Origin of the sequence: Streptomyces sp. NPDC093260, from assembly GCF_040683715.1 — a bacterium.
Taxonomy (GTDB): Bacteria; Actinomycetota; Actinomycetes; order Streptomycetales; family Streptomycetaceae; genus Streptomyces; species Streptomyces sennicomposti.
On sequence record NZ_JBFBEK010000014.1, the window covers coordinates 48,796 to 66,987 of the forward strand.

The window sequence follows — 18,192 nt, forward strand, 5'->3', positions numbered from 1 at the left end:
GAAGGCCCGCCTCCGCGGGGTGTGGGCGGAGACGGGCGGTGGGGTTCGGGAGCGGGGCCGTCGTGTCGGGTGCTCCGGGACGTGTGAAGTGCTCTGCCGCTACCGGTAGGTGACGGTGAGGGGGGTGTGGGCGGGGCGGTGGGGGAGGGTGATCGTCAGGGTGTGGGTGGTGGCGTTCCAGTGGTAGGCGTGGGCCGGGAGGCGCAGGCCGGCGGCCGTGACGCGGGTCGGGGGCTGGGCGCCGATGACGGAGACGGTCCAGCGGCGGTCCTTGACCTGGCCGGGGAAGGAGCCCTTCGCGGGGTTGATCGTCAGGGTGTGACGGCCGCCGGACTCCGCGTACCGGATGGTCGTGGTGGCGCTGCGGGCCTTGCCGGGGGCCGTTTCGCCGTCGTCCTCGTAGAGGCTCGTCGTCCCCGAGGCGCCGGCGGCGACGGTCAGCGTGACGTCGGTCAGCGGGGCCTTCTCGTCGGCGTCGACGTCGTGGGTGCGGGTCGGCAGGATGCCGCCGGCCCTGAGGAACACCGGCATGGTGTCCAGGCTCGTGGTGATGTCCTGGGTGGTGCCGCCCCGGTAGGTCCTGCCGGTGAAGTAGTCGGTCCATTGGCCGGGCGGGAACCACACCGAGGTGGTCGCGGTCGTCCCCGGCGTCGTCACCGGGGCGACCAGCACGTCGGAGCCGTAGAAGTACTCGCCGCCCGCGGTGGTGTACGCCTCGGGTTCGTCCGGGTACTCCAGGTAGGTGGGGCGCACGATCGGCACGCCGGTGCGGTTCGCCTCCTCGGCCAGCGAGTAGGTGTACGGCACCAGGTTCTCACGGAGGTTGAGGAACGCGTCGGCGGACTTCCGCGCCTGGGCGCCGTACTGCCAGGGCAGCCGGTCGCTGTGGTTGCTGTGCAGGCGGTCGATCGGCTGGAAGGCGCCGAACTGCACCCAGCGGGCGTACAGGTCGTCGGGCAGCTTGTGCGTGGTGCGGGTCTGCCCGCCGTCGGTGTAGGTCTCCGAACCGGTCAGTCCCGTCGTGTCGTTGTGGCCGCCGATGTCATGGGTGACCGCGGCCATCCCGGTCGCGGCGGACTCGCCCGGGGTGTAGCCGACCTCCAGCCTCAGGGTGCCCCAGGTGGAGGAGGTGTCGCCGGTGAAGTGCACGGTGGTGCGCTTGTCCGCCCACGGCCCGGTCGGCAGCGCCTGCTGACCGCTGTAACCGCCCGCCTGCAGCGAGCCGTAGGCCCGGGAGAGCACGAAGCCGCGGCCGAGGGTCCGGCCGGTGAGGTCGGCGTACTGCTGGTTGATCCACGCGTCCGGTGTCACACCCGGCAGCGACGACTGCGAGGAGTCGCAGCACCAGTCGAGCCACCAGAAGTCGTTGCCCTGCTCGTCCATGGTCCGGTGCAGGTCCAGATAGGCCTTGAGCTGGTCGGGGTCGCCGAAGTCGAAGGTGTAGCAGTTGTTCTCGACCGAGGCGCCCGAGGCGCAACCGCCCTTCACCAGCTTGCCCTTGGCCGTGGCCTGCGCCCGGGCGAACTGCGGATCGGAGGCGAGGATGCTCGGGTGCACGTTGAGCGTGTTGTGCAGGCCCTGCGCGGCCGACCAGTCGAAGAACGCCTTCGGATCGGGGAACCTGCCGGTGTCGATCTCCCAACCGCTCCAGTTGTTCACGGCCTTGTAGTCCGTGTCGGTCACCAGGACGTCCAGCGGGACGCCTTCGGACCGGAAGGCGGGCAGGATGGTGTTCTCGTAGTCGGCCGCGGTGCGGTCGATGTACTCCGAGTACCAGACGCCGTACGCCCACCGGGGCAGCAGCGCGGGCGGCCCCGTGAGCGTGGCGAGGTCGGTGAGGCCCTGCTTGTAGTCGTGTCCGTAGCCGAAGACGTAACCGTCCTGGTAGGGCTGGCCGTTGTGTGAGGGCCGCGGTGTCACCTTCCGCGTCGCGGTGTCGTAGAGCGCCGACGGGGTGTCGTCCAGCAGGTACCAGCCGTCCTTGTTCAGCAGGCCGGGCGTGGTCGCCGGGGCGTCGCCCTGACCCGTCACGCCGTCCAGGCCGCGGCGGTAGCCGCCGAGCGCGATGTGCGGCTGCGGGGCTGCGGCGCCGGCGGCGGTGACGGAGACGGTGTCCAGGTTGACGTGGCAGCTGTCCGCGTCGGGGCAGCCGAGCGTGACGTCGTTCTCGCCCGCCTTCAGGGCCACCGGCACCGAGGCGGTCTGCCAGTCGTCCCAGTCCTTCGTCGCGGGCAGCGTCAGCGTGCCGGTGGCCGCGCCCGCCGTCACCGAGGCCGTACGGGTCTGGTGGCGCCCGTCGCCGCCGGTGCCGTTCGCGTAGCGCACCCGCAGGGTGTACGTGCCGTCGGCGGGCACTCCGACCAGGTGGGTGGTCAGACCCGATCCCTGGTTCAGCTCGGCGACGAACCCGCCGCCCGCGTAGCCCCGGTGGTCGACGGCACTGGTCGCGGTGCCGGCGACCCGCCCGGCCTCCGCCTCGCAACTCACGTCGAGCGCGCAGTCGGTGATCGCCGTCGTGGACACCGCCGGGTACGGGTCGCCGGGGCGCACCAACGCGACGCTGTCGACGTTGACGTTCCCGGTGTCCGAGGCGGTGCGGGTGAGCGCGATCGTGTGGTGGCCCGCACCCAGTACGACCTCGGCGGTGGCGAGCTTCCAGGTGTTCCAGTCGGCCGTGGCCGGCAGCGTCACCGTCTGCCGCGCGCCGCCGTCGACCGTGAGGGAAAGCGTCCGGGCCTCGTTCTTGCCGTCGCCGCCGAGGGAGTTGGCGTAGCGCAGGGCGAACTGGTAGGTCCCGGCGCTGTCGACAACGATGTCAGCGGCTGCCGAACTGCCGCTGGTCGCGAATCCCGCGGCGAAGCCGGCGCCGGTGTGGCCGGTGTGGTCGGAGGCCACGGCCATGCCGTCGAGTCGCAGGCTCTCCGCCTCGCACAGCCGCCCGAGCGGACAGGACAGCCGCTGCCAGGGCGTGGCGGTCACCGGGGCGCCGCCCGCGGTCGACCGCACCGAGAGATCACGGGCGTTGAAGGGTCCCGAGCCCACCCGGTAGCGCAGGGTCAACGCGCTCGTCCTGATGGTCAGCCAGCCGTCGGAGGTCTCGGTGGTGTAGGCGGCCGGAGTGAAGTCGTCGCGGCCGACCGCGTTGAACGTGGGCGTGTCGACGAAGGCGCCGTCGCCCGCGTACTCGGTGCGGATCAGCGTCGGCGACAGGATTTCGAAACGGGCGTCGCCCGACTTCACGGCAGGAGCGCGCCGGGTGTGCGTCCCGTGCCCCGACGCGGACGCGGACGCGGACGCGATGGCGGACGCGGATGTCGATGCCTGTGTCTGTGTCGCGGCCGACGCGGGTCCCGCGCCGGACAGCGCGACCGCGGCGGCCGTCGCCAGGGCGGCGGTGGACGCCCACCACCGCGTGTGTCCCGGCCGTCGCCTCATGTGCAGGGGTCTCATCGGACAGCTCCGTTCTCAGGCCGGGCAGGCGACCGGGAAGTGCTCCTTCCGCCCGCTTTTCAGCGTTGTAAAACGTGCAGAGGCATCACAGCACGCCGCCTCCGTCATGTACATGAGGGCGACGCGGAAAATTGCGGAACACACCCAAGTCGGCGGGCGGCGGAGAGGTGGGCCCGCGGGGCCGGAGGACCGGTGGCCCCCTCCTCGCCGAGGCGCTGTCCGTGGCCGCCCGCCTCGCCCGACGCGACAGCGGCCGCCGAGCAGCGGCTCGGACTGAGCTTCCCCCCGACCTCGTCGCCTCGCTCCGTTGCCACGACGGCACCGAACCGAGCGACGGCGCAGCGGCGTTCGGACTCAACGGGCGGCAGCCGGCCCCGGTGGCCGGCGTCGGTCCCTGGCCGGGCTCCACGGCCGCGTACACCGACCTCCTCGCCGGACTGCGCGAGGCGCACGGCATCGACTTCGACCCCGATCACGTGCGCGACGAACCACTGGACAGCGGCCTGGTCCTGCCGGTCCTGGAGGACATCCCCGAGTGGTCGCGCCGCCCCGTCCCGGAGATCCGCCATCTCGACCTGGCCGCCCTGGTCGAACGCACCCCCGAGCCCCGGCTGCGTACGGCCATGGCCGCGCAACTGCGCAGACTCACCGTGCAGACGGGGCTCGACGCCCATCCCGAAGTGATGCTCACCCTCGCGGCCGTCGACCTCGGCGAGACATGTGAACTCGTCGAGGACGGCCCCCTGGACCTGCGCATGCGCGCCCTCGTCGCCGAGGCCACGGCGGCCCGGCCGGCCCTGGAACCGTCCTGGCGGCGGGGCCGGGACGCGCCCGGACTCCGCCTCACCCGCGAGGACTTGGAGGCCTGGCAACTGCGTGCCGACGCCGCCGACGCGCTCCGCCGGTTCCTCCAACTGCCGTTGCCGGTCACCACCGCGTCCGTCCTGCACCGCAGGCTCGGCGAGGAGTGGCGCGACGAACTGGACCGGGACCTGGGGGCAGGAGGGGAGGTGCGGGGAGACTGATCCACACGGGGCCGACGCAGGGACGGTGATCGGCGCGGAGTGTGCCTCGGGGCGGTCGTGCGGGGCGTCCCCCGCCCGCGGCCGAGGCGCCGGGTTCGTCGTCCGGCGCACTCGCGGGAGACAATGGGACCACCGTGCCGCGTGAGGTGGTGGTGACGATGCCCGCATGGCATCTGCGCGACTATCACGAAGACGATCTCGACCAGGCCATCCAGATCTGGGACCAGAGCCGCCGCGCCGACGAGGACCGGGTGTTCCCGGTCTCCGAGGTGATGGCCGCGGCCAAGGCGGGCCAGACGGCTGTGGTCGCGCTGGTCGGCGACGAACTGGTGGGCATGGCCGTCGCGCAGGCGTCCGGCCGGCGGGGCTGGGTCCTCCTGGTGGCGCTCGCCGCCCGCTGGCGCGAGCGCGGGATCGGCAGTGCCCTCGTCGCGGAGCTGGAACGCCGGCTGCGGGCGCTCGGGGTCCGCCACATCAGCGCGCTGCTGCCGGCGCACGCCGCCGGGACGAAGGCGCTGGAGAACTCCGGCTACCGGTCCCGCGACGACCTCACCTACTACGAGAAACTCGAACCGCTCGGCACCGCCAACGCCGATGTCCTCGCCGCGCTCGGCGGCCGGCTCCTGCCCGAGGGCCTCTGGGACGCCATGGCCGGTATGGAGCGGGAGAAGCAGGTCATCGAACGCCGTGTGGTGCTCCCGCTGACCGAGCCGGCGCTCGCCGACCGCTACGGCGTCGTGCCGCCCAAGGCGGTCATCCTGTTCGGCCCGCCGGGCACCGGCAAGACCAGCTTCGCCAAGGCGGTGGCCTCGCGGCTCGGCTGGCCGTTCGTGGAACTGTTCCCGTCCCGGCTCGCGGCCGACACCAGCGAGGGCCTTGCCGCCGCCCTGCGGGAGACGTTCGCCGACCTGGCGGTGCTCGACTCGGTCGTGCTCTTCATCGACGAGGTCGAGGAGATCGCCGGGGCGCGGTCCGGGAAGGCGGTCGATCCCGGGCACGGGGTGACCAACGAACTGCTCAAGCTCATCCCGGTCTTCCGCGAGCACGACGCGTGCCTGCTGGCCTGCGCCACCAACTCCGTACGCTCCCTGGACGCGGCCTTCCTGCGGCCGGGCCGGTTCGACTACGTCATCCCCATCGGCCCGCCCGACCCCACCGCCCGCGCGGCGATCTGGACCCGCTACCTCAGGGCCGGAACGGACTCGGTGGACCTCGCCCGACTGGTCGGCGCCAGCGAGCTGTTCACCCCGGCCGACATCGAGTTCGCGGCCCGCAAGGGCGCCCAGGCGGCCTTCGAACGCGAGGTCGCCGAGCGGCGGGGCGGGCCGGCCACCACCGAGGACTTCATGACGGCCATCGCCGACACCCGGCCCACGCTCACGGCCCGGGCGATCGAGGAGTTCGAGGAGGACATCGGCACGTACAGCCGGCTCTGAGCGCGGACGGGGACGGTCCTGGGGTCTCTCGTCTGGATCAGGCCGGATCAGGGAGCGGGGCCTGGTGATGCGGTGTACCTCCCACGCCGTTCAGGCAGTCGGGGAGCATCGTGGGTGGGTGGGTGGGGGGGGAGCCATGGCAACCGACGACGGCGCGGCGTGGGGGTCGGGGGTCCCCCCTGCTCGAAGAGCTTGGGGGAGGCGCCAGGCCCCGCGGGCCCGGCATGATCCGAGCAAGAGGTCCTAGTCCTCCGGGCGCGGCTCCCGCGGCTCGTCCGGCTGCTCGGGGGAGAGCCGCTCGGGAGTCCCGCAGTCGGGGTTGCGGCACGGTCCGGGCCGCCGCACGGGCACCCATACGCCCAGGGTCTTGTGCCGCCGGACGACCGTGCCCACCGACTGCCCGCAGACCGGGCAGACGTGTTCGTCCTCGTCCATACCTCCAGACTAGGACCGGGGCGGCACTCCCGCAGTCCGCCGACGGCATGCCGGACCGGACCGCATCCCCCCGCATCTCCGGCCCCGTCCCCAGGGCCGGGGGCGGTCACCTGGCGGGTGGGCCGCGGCGGGCGGAGAATCGGGAGGAGGAGTGCACGGCCCGCCCGGTGACGTGCGGCGGAGTGGAAGGAGTGCTCCGGATGCTGCTGGCCCACCCCGCGGTGCTGCGGGATCTCATCGAGCAGTACGAGGCTCTGGCGGCCCTGCACGCGGCCGACGCGGAGAGCGATCAGGTGCGCCAGCGGATGCAGGACGTGGCCTACACCCTGTGTGTGTCGACGGGTACCCAGGACGTGGACGCCGCGCTGATCGCCGCCCGCCACCACCTGCCCGGGGCACGCCCCGAGGACGACTCGTCCGTGAGCTGACCCGAGCGGTCGCCCGGGCCGGACAGCAACGGGGCCGGCGGAGTCGGAGGCGGTGCCGGGTGCGGGGTCCGACGCTGTGGGCGGGGGTGCCTGGTGCTGTGACCGGGAGATTTGCCGGGAAGCTCGCGGCGTCCGGTGACGGGGGGCGCCTCCCGCGCCGTTCAGGCAGTGGGGGAGCCTCGCGAGGCGGAGCATCACCCGCGAACCGGATGTACTCGGGTGATGCGACAACGCGGCGAGGCGCCGTGCCGGGCGTCGCTGGCCGGTGAACCTTCCCGGTCACAGCACTAGGATCAGGGCACGGCATCGCGTGTCGGTCACCGGCCGGGTGAGGCATGGAGGTGCCCGTGAGATTGCCTTGCGGAGGCATTCCACAGATGTCAGTCGAGTTGAATCACACCATCGTCCATGCCCGGGACAACCGGGAGTCGGCCGAGTTCCTGGCCCACGTCCTGGGGCTCGAGGTCGGGACCGAATGGGGCCCGTTCCTTCCCGTGACCACCGCCAACGGGGTCACCCTGGACTTCGCCGCCGTCCCGGCGGAGTCGATCGTCATGCAGCACTACGCCTTCCTCGTCTCCGACGAGGAGTTCGACGCGGCCTTCGCACGCATCCGGGAGGCCGGGATCACCTACTACGCCGATCCGCACCTGAAGCAGCCGGGGGAGATCAACCACCACCACGGCGGGCGCGGCGTGTACTTCATGGATCCGGCCGGACACGGCATGGAGATCATCACGCGGCCCTACGGGAGCCACGAGCAGTCGCCGACGGCTCCGTGAGGCGGTGGCAGGCCAGGGTGTGACCCTGGCCTGCCGCTTTCGGTGTCCGTCAGCCGAAGGTGAGGGCCGAGGGGCAGGCCACCGTGGTGGTCTTGCCGACCGGGTTGCCGATGCCGACGATGGCGTTGGCGGCGGCACCCAGGTCCTGGACGTCGACGAGGCCCTGCTGGACGTCGACCTGACCGGTGCAGGTCTGGCTCTGGTGGCTGTCGATCAGCGCGCCGCCGCCGCTGCCGCCCTCACGCTCCTGGCTCTGCCGGGTGTCAGCCTTCCGCCCGCCGTCACCGCCGTGGGCCTGGGCCGCACCGGCACCGACGAAGCCGACGCTGCCGAGGAGGGCCACGACGACAGCGGCCTTCTGGAACTTGCGCATTATCTCTCCCTATTGGGTCACTGCAGCCCATTTCAGGCTGGAAACTGACAGGGAGAAAGTTAGACGTCGTGCACAGATTTTAACCCGGCAAACACCCGTACGCTCCAATTTGTCCGATAGATCTATTTATCTGCCGCTGTTCTTGTCTGTCGCTCTTCCGCGGGCGTCACGAGGATCGCTTCCCGGGGCCGTGGCCCGTGCCTCCCCTCGATCCGGTCCAGTGCGACGTCATGGGTGGCCAAAGGTCAGCGGGTACCAGGGTGAGGGTCCGCCGCGCCTGCCCCGGCCCCCCCGTCGAGCATGACGGTCCCCGGCCCCGCGACGGCCAGGGCGCAGCCCGTCACCATCGCGCCCGCGGCGTCGAGTTGCCGCGCGCTCATCGGCGGACGGTCCGTGCCCCGCTCCCCTTCGGCGTCGGCGAGCCGGTGGTCGGGCAGTCTGCCGGGACGGCGTCGCTTCTCGCACCGTGCCGCGCGAGCAACCAAGCGATGGACCACGGGAGTTCGGCCTCCGGCCGGTGCCCGGACCGTGCCGTCGCTTCCGGCGCGGTTTCCGGGTCCTGGCGGCGAGCCGTTGACGGACGCCAGGACGGCCGGAGGGGCGAGCACCCAACCCGCCGCCGTCATCGCGGCCTTACCCAGCCGATGTCCCTTCCTGCCCTCCGCCGCGCGTTCGCGGTGGACGGGGACTTCGGGGATGTCGATGGCGCCGGGCGGACGTCGTAGCAGGCGCCGCACAGGGGGGAGGCGTAGGGCAGGGGGGAGGCGTAGGGCAGCGGGGCGTCGATGTCGCTCTTGGCGCCCCGGAGTTGAGGGCTGGGGATGGCACCGACGGGGCCGGGGCGGACGCAGCCGGTCCTGGGCGCGCCGGTCCTCGGGGACCAGGGCGAGGCCGGCGGCCATCGCGGCCGACGAGGAGCCGCCCGCGAGCTTTCGGCCGTCGATCTCGGCCTCGCCCGCGTCCCACCGGCCGATGCCGGACACGGCGCGCACGACCTCGGTGCGGCCCGCGCCGGCGAGCCCGGCCAGGCCCGTCGTCTCGCCCCGGCGCACCCCGAAGGCGACGTCGGTGAAGGCGCCCTCGCGGGTGATCCGGCGCACGCCCAGCGCCACCCCGCCCGGCCGCCCGTCCTGCCCGGGGTGCAGCTCGTCGACGGCGCGGCCCACCATGCGGCGCACCAGGTCGTCCTCGGTCATGCCGTCGAGGGGTTCGCCGGTGATCGAGGCGCCGTCCCGCGGTGTCGTCACCCGCCGGCGGACCTCGAAGATCTCCTCCAGGCGGTCGGAGACGAAACAGGACGGCGGCGTCCCGCTCGCGCAGGGTGCGCACGACGCCGAAGAGGAGGGCGTACGACTCGCCGGGGGACAGCTCCAGGGAGAGCCCCTCAGGGGCGCGTACGGCACCGAACGGCCGGGAGACGTCCCTCGGCGCCGGCACCGGGGCCGGTCCCGGGCGCGCACCGTGCACCGCGGCCCGCGGGAGGCCGTACGGTGAGACCACCGGGTGCATCAGGACGGCGCCCGGTACGGCCGCGTGCGAGCCGATGCCGGGCCGGAGGAGCCCCTGCCGGGCGGAGAGAGAGCTGAGCGATGACACGACGCAGCGTGGGCGATCTGATGACGCCCACCGCCGTGAGCGTGCGGCCGGGCACGCCGTTCAAGGAGATCGCACGTGTCCTCGACGAGTGCGACATCACCGCCGTCGTGGTGGTCGACGACCAGGACCGGCCGGTCGGGGTGGTCTCCGAGGCCGATCTGCTGCGCAGACAGACCTCCGGTGGGCGGGGCAGCACCGCCCGGGACCTGATGACGAGCCCGGCCGTGGTCGCCGAACCCGGCTGGCACGCGGTGCGGGCCGCGCGGACGATGGAACGCCACCACGTCAAGCGCCTGCCCGTGGTGGACGGCGAGGGCCGTCTGATCGGCGTGGTCAGCCGCAGCGACCTGGTGCGGCTGTTCCTCCGCAGGGACCGCGCGATCCAGGAGGAGATCCTGGAGGACGTCATCGTCAAGGCCCTGGGGCTGCCGCCCTCGGCCCTGACGGTCGAGGTCGCCGAGGGGCGGGTGACGCTCAGCGGCACGGTGGAGCGCAAGAGCCTGATCCCGATCGCCGTACGCCTGTGCGACAGCGTCGACGGCGTGGTGGACGTGGTGAACCGGCTCGGTTCCGAGCGGGACGACGACGAACGGGACGAAGAGGAGGAGCACGGCGGCCCGCACGACGACGGCCTCCGGGCGGCCCCGGAGCCAGGACGCGCCCCGGGCGGGGCCGGTCGGGACGGCAGGTAGCCGTGACGGGATGTCCGGATCATCTGCCGTCCGGGTGTTCGGACAGCCGCGTGGCCTGCCTTCCGGATGGCCGGCCGCCCGGACCGTCGGCCGTCCGCGGCCTGCCGTCCGGATGGACCCCCGCCGTCCAGGTGGCCCGCCGGCACGCGGGCGCTCGTGCCGCGGCGGCGCGTGTGCCGGGGCTCCCGGGCGGTCACGCGGACAGCGGGTCGCCCGGCCGACGGGGCCGCGGCCGGTCAGTGCGCCGGTCCGCGGTCCTCGTGCACGACGACGACCGGGCAGGCCGCGTGCTGAGCGCAGCGCCGGCTGACCGAGCCGAGCATCGCCCGCGCGAAGCGGCCCCGGCCGCGGCGGCCCATGACGAGCACGTCCGCACCCTGCGAGGCGCGGATCAGCGCCTCCGAGGTGTCGCCCTCGACCAGGCCCTCCCGTACCACGCGATCTGCCCGGTGACGGTGGTACGGGACTTCGGCGACCGGCGCGCACCCTGAGCGGACGCCGCGCGGGCGCGACGGGCGAACGGCGGACCCGTCTTCGCATACGGGCAAGGGGCGCCGGCCCCGCCGGTCAGCGCGGGTCGTCGCCGTCCCGCCCCGCCGCCTCGTCCCGGGACAGGGGGCACCCCGTCCCCTCGTCCGGCAGCACCACCAGACGCACCGCCATACGGCGTGCCCCCGCGGGGCGTTCGCCCGGCTCCGTCACGTACTTGTGCAGCAGGGCCCGGTACTCCTCGGCGAACTCGGCCGCCTGCTCCTTCGTCAGCCACAGGGCGGCGCGCTGGATGTGGTGCCAGCCCGCCGAAGAGTCGTACCCGGCATAGGCCTTGACGATCAGGTTCAGGTCGTGGGTCATCTTCAGCGCGCCGATCTTCAGCGCGGCCTCGCGTTCGTCGGCCGTCATCTCCAGCCCCGGTGGCGTGAAGATGTCCGTCATGAGTGATCTCCACCAGCGTTCGCGGCCGTTGGAGCGCTCCTCGATCTCGGCGATCAGCTGGAGATCGGCGAGCTTGCGCAGGTGGTAGCTGGTCGTGCCGGTGCTCTCGCCGAGCGCCTTGGCGACGCTGGTGGAGTTGGCCTCGCCGTGCTCGCCGAGGTAGCTCAGGATGTCGCGGCGTACCGGATGGGACAGCGCCTTGTGGAAGGCCTTGAGGTCCTGGCCGGTCAGCACTCGTGTCTCGGGACGCTCAGCCATGCCGCTCAGCGTACTGCAGAGACTCTCTGCGATAGACCGCAGAGAATCTTTGCAGAGCTTCTCTGCAACGGCTAGGGTGAGCGCGGGAAGGTACGCGGCCCGTGGGCTCGGCGCGGGGCGGCGCGTACCGCTTCGACGTTCTTCGGACTGGAGGGGGCGGCCGTGTCCGACTCACTGGACGCACGACTGCGGGACGAGATAGACGACCAGGTCGCCGAGGCGTTCGACGCGTACCTGGCGGACCGCCTGGCGGAACGGGGCCCCCTGCGCACCGCGCTGGCCACCCGGCGCAGCGCGCGGGTGGTCCTGGGCACGATCGGCCTGGGCGCCCTCGCCACGGCCCTGGCTCCGGCCGCGGTCCCGGTCCTGTGCTCGATCTGGGGTGCCGTCGCCTTCGTGGACGTGACCTGGCTCCTGACGGCTCAGCACCGATGAGGGGGTCGGCGCACGACCGCGGCCGCACGGGCCGCGTCACACCGGCGGGACGGGGCGCCGACGGCCCGGTGCTGTGGCGGTTCGACGCCGTGCACCCGATGACGGGGACGGGTGCGACGACGACATCGAAGGGTGTGAGGAGTGACGACGTCCAAGGGCGTGTGAGCATGGCCGCGGGGCGACTGTCCGCCCGGCGTCGCGGTCCCGCGGCCGGTCACACGTGGTGGCCCCGGGACGCCAGCCACCTGTGCACGCTCTCCTTGTCGGCCGGGGTGATCCGGACGGGGCCGTCGACCGACGGGCCCTCGTCGGCGTTGAAGGCCGTGTCCGTGATCCTCGCCGTCACCCAGGTGGCCAGGTCCTGGGCGCTGTCCTCGGCGAGGGCGCCGCTCTCCCAACCCTCGCGCGCCCGCCGGGCGGCGTCCGGATCGTGACGTTCCGTCTCCGCCAGCCAGACGGGCAGCAGCCGGTCGACCACCTGACGGTCGGGCCCGGACGACCGCTGCCGCCGCTCATGTGCTGTCATGCCCGCCGGGTTTCCCCACGGCGGTGTCCGACACGTGACCGCCGTGCCCGTGTCCCGGACCGGCCGCGGTGGCCGACGGGGCCGGTGGCTGACGGGGGGTGGCTGGCGGGGCCGGTGGCTCAGCGGCGGGCGCGCAGCCGTTGGAAGAGCCGCTGCGCCTGGGCGCGGCGGCGCGGGTCGCTCGCGGTGCGCCGCACCTGCTCGATCGTGCGCCGCCCCTGCGGGCTCCGCGCGAACTCCTTGATCCGTCCCAGCACTCCGGCCACGGTGGCTTCCCTCCCTCGCTGACCGGCCCGGCTCCGCGCCGGACCGTCGTCTCCGGTACGGCTGCCCGGTGACCGGGGTTCCAGTCCGTGCCGCTCGGACGTGCCGTGTCGCGCATGGCGCCGCCGGACATTCCGTACGGCGCCGCGGCTGTCCGGTCCGGCGGGGTGCTTCCGTCGGCTCCCGGCCGGTTCCTTCCGTCAGCCGTTGCCGAGCCGGGCCAGCGTCGCCTCCAGGTCGGCCGGGCGGGGCCGGTTGTGGGGGAGCTTCGCCAGGACGGCCGCCATGCCGCAGGTGTCGGTCACCGCGGAGAAGACCAGGCCGCCGGCGATGCCCGCGGACACCAGCCGGAAGGCCGGGTGGACGGACTTCCCGAGCGTCAGGCCGAGCAGGACGGCCGAACCCGCGGTGAGCCGGACCTGGCGTTCCATGCCCCAGGTCGCCTTCTTGCCGTCCCGGGGGCGCTCCAGGTCGTTGCCCTGAGCGGCCCAGGCGCCGGTGCCGCCGACGAGGGAGGCGGCGGGTATGCCGTGTTCGGCGAGGGTCCGGCAGGCGTTCTGGGAGCGGTTGCCGGAGGCGCAGACGACCAGGATCCCGCCGTGCCCGGCCGCGCTCCGGAGGCCCGGCAGTGCGCGGTCGATCTGGTCCAAGGGGACGTTGAAGGCGCCGGGGAGGTGGCCGCCGGCGTACTCGCCGGGGGTGCGGACGTCGATGACGGTCAGCTCGTGCAGACGGGCGCGGGCTTCGTCGGGGGTGAGGGCTACGGGGGTGGTGGTCATGGGGGACGTGTCCTCGTGTGTGGGTGTCGGATCGGTGTCGGTGCCGGTCAGTATCAGTCGGATCGGTATCGGTATCGGAATCGGTATCGGTGGGGGCGCGACCGACGGGGCCCGCGGCGGGAGTGCCGCTTCCCCGGTCAGACGACCGCGTCGATCAGCATGAGCGCGGCGACCGCGAGCAGTACGCAGGCGAAGAGGCGTTGCAGCGCGGTGCCCTTGAGCTTCGCCGACAGCCGCTTCCCGTCCCAGGCCCCCAGGATCGCCGCCGCGGTGAACGGCGCGACGACGGCCCAGTCCAGCGGCGTACCGGCACCGGCCCGGGCGCCGAGTGCGGCCAGCGAGTTGACCGTGATGACCAGCAGGCTGGTGCCGACGGCCCGGCGCATGGGCAGGTTCAGTACGCCCACCAGGGCCGGGACGGCGAGGAAGCCGCCGCCCACCCCCAGGAACCCCGTGACCGCCCCCAGCCCGGCGCCGGCCGCGCCGGCCTTCCCGGGGCGCACCGCGCCGGAGGCCTCGGTGCGCGCGGGCCGCAGCATGCGCAGGGCCGCGACCGCGGCGACGACGGCGAACGCGACGGTCAGCACGGTCTGGGGCAGATGGCCGGCGGCGGCCCCGGCGAGCAGGGCGGGCACGAGGCCCGCCGCGGCGAACAGCAGACCCGTCCGCCACGCCACCTGGCCGTCCCTGGCGTGCCGCACGAGCGCCGTGACCGACGTCAGGGTGACGATGATCAGACTGGCCGTGGCTGCGGCCGCCGGGGTGAAACCCAGCAGATAGATCAAGGCGGGCACCGCGAGGACGCTGCCACCGCCGCCGAGGCCGCCGAGGGCCAGGCCGACGACGGCACCGGCGAGGAGCGCGGGTATCAGAGCGGTCATTCGCCCTGCTCGCGAGCAGGGGCGTGGCCGTCGTGGAGGGGGAGCATCACACAACCTCCCGGTCGGTCGAAGGAGTCGGAGAAGGCAGGCGGAAGCCGGTCGCCACAGCCCGTTCCACCGAAGTCGGTGGGCGAAGCCGGTCGGCACAGGCGGGCCGGCGGTGGTCTTGGCCGTCTGACGCCGGTCGGCGGAGGCGGGTCGTCGAAGCCGGTCGGCCCAGGTCGGCCGGCGGGAGCCGGTCCACAGCGGTCGGCGGCCGAAGACGAAGGCATCGGGACAAAACAGCACGAACAGCCTGTTCAGGCGGTGACCACGGTCAGTCCGGCCTTGGTGGCGGCGTCGAAGCCGTCGTCCACGGCGACCACGTCACGGCCCGCCGCGTCGAGCAGGGAGGCGGCGATCGCGGCGCGCATGCCGCCCGCGCAGTGCACCCACACGGTGCCCGCCGGCACCTCGCCGAGCCGCCGGTGCACTTCGTGGACCGGGATGTGCACGGAGCCGACGATGTGCCCGCCGGCCCGCTCGGCGTCGCGCCGTACGTCCAGGACGACGACACTGTCCGTGCCCCGCTCGGCCAGGTCCGCGAACGTGGCGCGCGGGAAGGAGACGAGCGGCGCGCTCTCGGTCGCCCACTCCTCGGGCGCACCGGTCGCGGCGGCCGCGGGACGGTCGATGCCGACCCGTACCAACTCCCGCTGTGCGTTCGCCAGTTGTTCGGCCGATTCGGCGAGCAGTGTCACCGGCTTGCCCCACGGGATCAGCCACGCCAGATACGTGGCGATCTTGCCGTCGGCCTCGAAGTTGAACGAGCCGGCGACATGGCCCTCGGCGAACGCGATCCGGTTGCGCAGGTCCACGACCCACTCGCCGGCAGCCAGCCGGGCGGCGATCTCGTCGGCGTCCGCGACGGCCGGCGGCGTCAGGTCCACCGGAGCGGGACCGCCGGCGTTGGCCGGGCCCATGTGCGCGTAGTAGGCGGGTACGTCGTCCAGTCCGGCCAGCAGCCCGGCGACGAACGCGTCCACGTCCTGCGTGAACGCCGCGTTCGTGGCCTTCTCCGCCCCGATCGTCGTGGCTTCGCCCTCGGCCGGCGCCGAGGAGCAGAAACTCCCGAAACCGTGCGTGGGCAGCACGGACGTCCCGTCCGGCAACTCGGCCGCCAGCCGGTGCGCGGAGGCGTACTGCGCGCGGGCCAGCCGCTCGGTCAGCCGCGGTTCCACCAGGTCCGGGCGGCCCACCGTGCCGATGAGCAGCGATCCGCCGGTGAACACGGCCACCGGCCGCCCCTGCTCGCGCAGCACGTAGGAGGTGTGGTGCGGGGTGTGGCCCGGGGTGGCGACCGCGCGCAGTTCGAGCCCGGCGTCGAGGGCGACGGAGTCGCCGTCGGCCACCGGGACCCGCGTGAACGCCACACGTGCCCCGGCCGGGACGAGGTAGGCGGCTCCGGTCACCCGGGCCAGTTCCAGGCCTCCGGTGACGTAGTCGTTGTGGAGGTGGGTCTCCACCACGTGCGTGATCCGCACTCCCCGCCGGGCCGCCGCCGCCAGCATGCGGTCGAAGTCGCGCGGCGGGTCCACCGCGACGGCCGTCCGCGGACCGCCGGCCAGGTAGTGGCGGTTGCCGAGGCCTTCGAGCTCGATGGTGTCGATGAAGAACACGGAGACGCTCCCTTCCGAAGAATTACCCCCCGGGGTATGTGGTCACCGTAACACGGGTACCCCCCGGGGTATTCGGAGAGGGTGGGTCGGGTCGTGGTGGGGCGTCCACCCGAGACGTCGAGCCCGAGACGCCTGCCCGGGGCCCGTCCGCCCGCGGCACCCGCACCCCCGAGCCACCCGCACCCCGCGTCCGTCACACCTCACGCGTGTGTGGCGTCCGGGCCCGCGTGCTCCGCGACCCAGCGGTCGACGCGCGCCCACTGGGCCAGCAGCCACTCGCTGCGGGCGGCGTCGCCGGACGGGACACGGCTCGCCGGGACGCGCCACCACCGCGCCCGCACACCCTCCCGCAGCGGCAACCGGCCCCAGACGGTGCGCGCGGAGTGGAGGACGTCGAGGCCGGTGTGGGCGACGAAGACCACGTCGGCCGTGGGCGCGGCGGCGAGCGCGGCCAGGGCGCCGGCGTCCCGCGGCGGCAGCACGTGGCGCATCCGTTCCGCGCGGTCCGCCCGGCGCCGCAGCCCGCGGCGGCGCAGCGAGGCGATCGCCCGCAGGCGGCGGCGCGGGGTGAAGTTGCCGCCCTCCGGGAAGATCACGAGGGCGTCGCCCGGACCGAGCCCGGCCGCCAGCTCCCCGATCGCGTCCTCGGCCCGGCGGCCGAAGGCCGGCAGGAAACAGTGCGGGACCCGCCCGACGAGGACGTCGAGGGCGGGGTCGGCGCGCAGCGTCCGCTTCAGCACGGTATGGGGCCGCAGCCCGGCCGAGCAGAGCAGTACCTGCAACAACAGGAAGGAGTCGCCGACCCCGGCGTGCCGCACGAAGACCAGCACCGGCGCCGCCGCACCCCCGGACGCGCCCGGCGGCGGGGGCGTCACCGTCACCCGGAGCCGGAAGATCCGCTCGCCCGCCCGCCGCAGCGACCGCAGCAGCCTCTCCAGCAGGGCGAACGCGTCCTCGGCGCGCCGCCGCGCGCGGTCGCGCCCGGCGGGCAGCCGTCGCGCCCACAGCCAGGCGGCGGCCGCCAGCCCTGTCAGATCCACCAGCAGGTACAGCAGGGCGAACCCGATGATCCGCACCGGCCGCCACGGACCGCGCGTCGCGAGCGAGACCGGCGCGCACAGCACGCCCGCGGCGACCAGGAGCGCGGCCGTCACGGGGACGAGCGCGAGCAGCAGCGCGGTGGCCGCCGTGCGGCGCAGCCCGGTCAGCACCGCTCGGGCCGCCCGGGCCGGGCGGCCGCGTCGCACCCCCGTGTCGGTCATCGTGGGCCGTCGGACACGTCCGGTGCGCCCGGCGCACCCGGTGCGCCGAGGGTGGTCTCGAGGTAGCGGGAGGCAGCGGCGTAGGCGCGCTCGATGCGCTCGCCGGTACGGCCGAAGCTGCGGTACCGCAGCTGACGCAGGGTGCCCGCGCCCTCCTCGGGGCCCGAGCCCGACGGCAGGACGTGGACGGTGACGCCGGGCGGCAGATCCGCCATGTCACGGGCGAAGCGGTGCCTGCGGGCGATCTCGAACGCCACCAGGGCCACGTGCCAGGGCGCCCGCGGCGGGGCGAGGGGCCGCTCGACGCGGCCGACCTGGAGCACGTAGACCTCGCTCGCCCCGAGGGCCACCGCGCGGCCGACGGGAATGCTGTTGACCAGGCCGCCGTCGACGTAGTGCCCGCCGTCGAGCCGGACGGGCGGCAGCAGCCCGGGCACCGCGCACGAGGCGAGCACGGCGTCCACCAGCGGTCCGGTGGTGAACCAGTGCTCGGCGGCCTGCTCGATCTGCGCGGCCACGCACTGGAAGGGCAGGGCCAGCGCCTCGATCCGCGTCACCGGGAGGTGGGTGCACAGCAGGTCGCGCAGTGGGGCGGGGTGGTACAAGTGCGTGCCGCTGCGGACGGCGGTGCCGAGCCGTCCGAGGAACGATCCGGAGAACACACCGGCGCGCCCGAGGCCGGTCCACAGGTCGGCGAGCCGGGCCACCGACGCCCGCGACGGGTCGGCGGCGACGGCGGCGCCGTTGATCGCGCCGACGGAGGTGCCGACGACGAGGTCCGGGTGCACTCCGGCGGCGAACAGCGCCTTGAGCATGCCGACTTCATAGGCGCCGAGAGCGCCTCCACCGCCCAGGACGAAGGCGCGGATCGGTGGGCGGGCGGTCCGGCTGTCCTCCATGGCCGACAGGTGCCCCGGCTCGGCCACGTCAACCATCGGGCGGGCGCACGGGCCGGGGTCAGGCGACGGACGGTCCCGTG

Annotated in this window: 17 protein-coding genes and 3 pseudogenes; 6 read left to right on the forward strand and 14 right to left on the reverse strand. The window is 73.8% G+C overall.

The window, feature by feature from the left end; all coding sequences use genetic code 11:
* Nucleotides 1-99: 99 nt before the first annotated feature.
* A complete protein-coding gene (locus AB0N63_RS19400; protein WP_365530217.1) occupies nucleotides 100-3,240 on the reverse strand; it encodes a TIM-barrel domain-containing protein in 3,141 nt (1,046 codons plus the stop codon).
* 341 nt (nucleotides 3,241-3,581) lie between these two features.
* Here AB0N63_RS19400 and AB0N63_RS19405 point away from each other — a divergent pair, with 341 nt between their 5' ends.
* Nucleotides 3,582-4,475 (forward strand): hypothetical protein, encoded by an 894-nt coding sequence (locus AB0N63_RS19405; RefSeq protein WP_365530218.1) that lies wholly within the window; start codon nucleotides 3,582-3,584, stop codon nucleotides 4,473-4,475.
* A gap of 149 nt (nucleotides 4,476-4,624) precedes the next feature.
* Nucleotides 4,625-5,911: a GNAT family N-acetyltransferase gene (locus AB0N63_RS19410; protein WP_365530342.1), complete on the forward strand. Its 1,287-nt coding sequence runs from the start codon at nucleotides 4,625-4,627 to the stop codon at nucleotides 5,909-5,911.
* 243 nt (nucleotides 5,912-6,154) lie between these two features.
* Here the strand turns inward: AB0N63_RS19410 and AB0N63_RS19415 are convergent, their stop codons facing one another.
* Nucleotides 6,155-6,346 carry a hypothetical protein gene (locus AB0N63_RS19415; protein WP_365530219.1) on the reverse strand — a complete coding sequence of 64 codons (192 nt, stop codon included), beginning with the start codon at nucleotides 6,344-6,346 and terminating at the stop codon, nucleotides 6,155-6,157.
* A 200-nt stretch (nucleotides 6,347-6,546) separates the two neighbouring features.
* Between AB0N63_RS19415 and AB0N63_RS19420 the strand changes: the two genes are divergently transcribed.
* Nucleotides 6,547-6,774, forward strand: coding sequence for a DUF5133 domain-containing protein (locus AB0N63_RS19420; protein WP_365530220.1), 228 nt, complete (start codon nucleotides 6,547-6,549; stop codon nucleotides 6,772-6,774).
* Nucleotides 6,775-7,151: 377 nt separating this feature from the next.
* Nucleotides 7,152-7,556 carry a VOC family protein gene (locus AB0N63_RS19425; protein WP_365530221.1) on the forward strand — a complete coding sequence of 135 codons (405 nt, stop codon included), beginning with the start codon at nucleotides 7,152-7,154 and terminating at the stop codon, nucleotides 7,554-7,556.
* Between the two features lie 49 nt (nucleotides 7,557-7,605).
* Here the strand turns inward: AB0N63_RS19425 and AB0N63_RS19430 are convergent, their stop codons facing one another.
* The 3 genes and pseudogenes from AB0N63_RS19430 to AB0N63_RS19440 form a co-directional block, all read right to left on the reverse strand.
* Nucleotides 7,606-7,929, reverse strand: a complete 324-nt coding sequence (locus AB0N63_RS19430; protein WP_365530222.1) for a hypothetical protein — start codon at nucleotides 7,927-7,929, stop codon at nucleotides 7,606-7,608.
* Between the two features lie 549 nt (nucleotides 7,930-8,478).
* Nucleotides 8,479-8,782 (reverse strand): annotated as a pseudogene (locus tag AB0N63_RS19435) ((4Fe-4S)-binding protein); the annotation flags it as partial.
* Nucleotides 8,783-8,786: 4 nt separating this feature from the next.
* Nucleotides 8,787-9,276 (reverse strand): annotated as a pseudogene (locus AB0N63_RS19440) (ATP-binding cassette domain-containing protein); the annotation flags it as partial.
* Between the two features lie 242 nt (nucleotides 9,277-9,518).
* On the opposite strand from AB0N63_RS19440, the gene AB0N63_RS19445 reads away from it, so the two are divergent.
* Nucleotides 9,519-10,217: a CBS domain-containing protein gene (locus AB0N63_RS19445; protein WP_365530223.1), complete on the forward strand. Its 699-nt coding sequence runs from the start codon at nucleotides 9,519-9,521 to the stop codon at nucleotides 10,215-10,217.
* Between the two features lie 236 nt (nucleotides 10,218-10,453).
* On the opposite strand, the pseudogene AB0N63_RS19450 reads toward AB0N63_RS19445, so the two are convergent.
* Nucleotides 10,454-10,651: pseudogene (locus AB0N63_RS19450) on the reverse strand (universal stress protein); the annotation flags it as partial.
* 133 nt (nucleotides 10,652-10,784) lie between these two features.
* A complete protein-coding gene (locus tag AB0N63_RS19455) occupies nucleotides 10,785-11,408 on the reverse strand; it encodes a helix-turn-helix domain-containing protein (RefSeq protein ID WP_365530224.1) in 624 nt (207 codons plus the stop codon).
* A 162-nt stretch (nucleotides 11,409-11,570) separates the two neighbouring features.
* On the opposite strand from AB0N63_RS19455, the gene AB0N63_RS19460 reads away from it, so the two are divergent.
* The gene (locus tag AB0N63_RS19460; protein ID WP_365530225.1) at nucleotides 11,571-11,843 is read left to right on the forward strand and encodes a hypothetical protein; all 273 of its coding nucleotides are present in this window, start codon (nucleotides 11,571-11,573) and stop codon (nucleotides 11,841-11,843) included.
* A 214-nt stretch (nucleotides 11,844-12,057) separates the two neighbouring features.
* Here AB0N63_RS19460 and AB0N63_RS19465 read toward each other — a convergent pair whose 3' ends face one another.
* The 7 genes from AB0N63_RS19465 to AB0N63_RS19495 all read right to left on the reverse strand — a co-directional run bounded on the left by AB0N63_RS19465 (nucleotide 12,058) and on the right by AB0N63_RS19495 (nucleotide 18,148).
* Nucleotides 12,058-12,369, reverse strand: coding sequence for a hypothetical protein (locus AB0N63_RS19465; RefSeq protein WP_365530226.1), 312 nt, complete (start codon nucleotides 12,367-12,369; stop codon nucleotides 12,058-12,060).
* Between the two features lie 119 nt (nucleotides 12,370-12,488).
* Nucleotides 12,489-12,635, reverse strand: coding sequence for a hypothetical protein (locus AB0N63_RS19470; protein WP_019984206.1), 147 nt, complete (start codon nucleotides 12,633-12,635; stop codon nucleotides 12,489-12,491).
* A 198-nt stretch (nucleotides 12,636-12,833) separates the two neighbouring features.
* Nucleotides 12,834-13,412, reverse strand: coding sequence for a rhodanese-like domain-containing protein (locus tag AB0N63_RS19475; protein ID WP_365530227.1), 579 nt, complete (start codon nucleotides 13,410-13,412; stop codon nucleotides 12,834-12,836).
* A gap of 137 nt (nucleotides 13,413-13,549) precedes the next feature.
* Nucleotides 13,550-14,293, reverse strand: coding sequence for a sulfite exporter TauE/SafE family protein (locus AB0N63_RS19480; RefSeq protein ID WP_365530228.1), 744 nt, complete (start codon nucleotides 14,291-14,293; stop codon nucleotides 13,550-13,552).
* A 299-nt stretch (nucleotides 14,294-14,592) separates the two neighbouring features.
* Complete coding sequence (locus AB0N63_RS19485) at nucleotides 14,593-15,951, reverse strand: MBL fold metallo-hydrolase (RefSeq protein WP_365530229.1); 1,359 nt, start codon at nucleotides 15,949-15,951, stop codon at nucleotides 14,593-14,595.
* Nucleotides 15,952-16,151: 200 nt separating this feature from the next.
* A complete protein-coding gene (locus AB0N63_RS19490; RefSeq protein WP_365530230.1) occupies nucleotides 16,152-17,213 on the reverse strand; it encodes a hypothetical protein in 1,062 nt (353 codons plus the stop codon).
* The gene (locus AB0N63_RS19495) at nucleotides 17,210-18,148 is read right to left on the reverse strand and encodes a patatin-like phospholipase family protein (RefSeq protein ID WP_365530231.1); all 939 of its coding nucleotides are present in this window, start codon (nucleotides 18,146-18,148) and stop codon (nucleotides 17,210-17,212) included. Before AB0N63_RS19495 ends, AB0N63_RS19490 begins: the two co-directional genes overlap by 4 nt.
* Nucleotides 18,149-18,192: the final 44 nt, after the last annotated feature.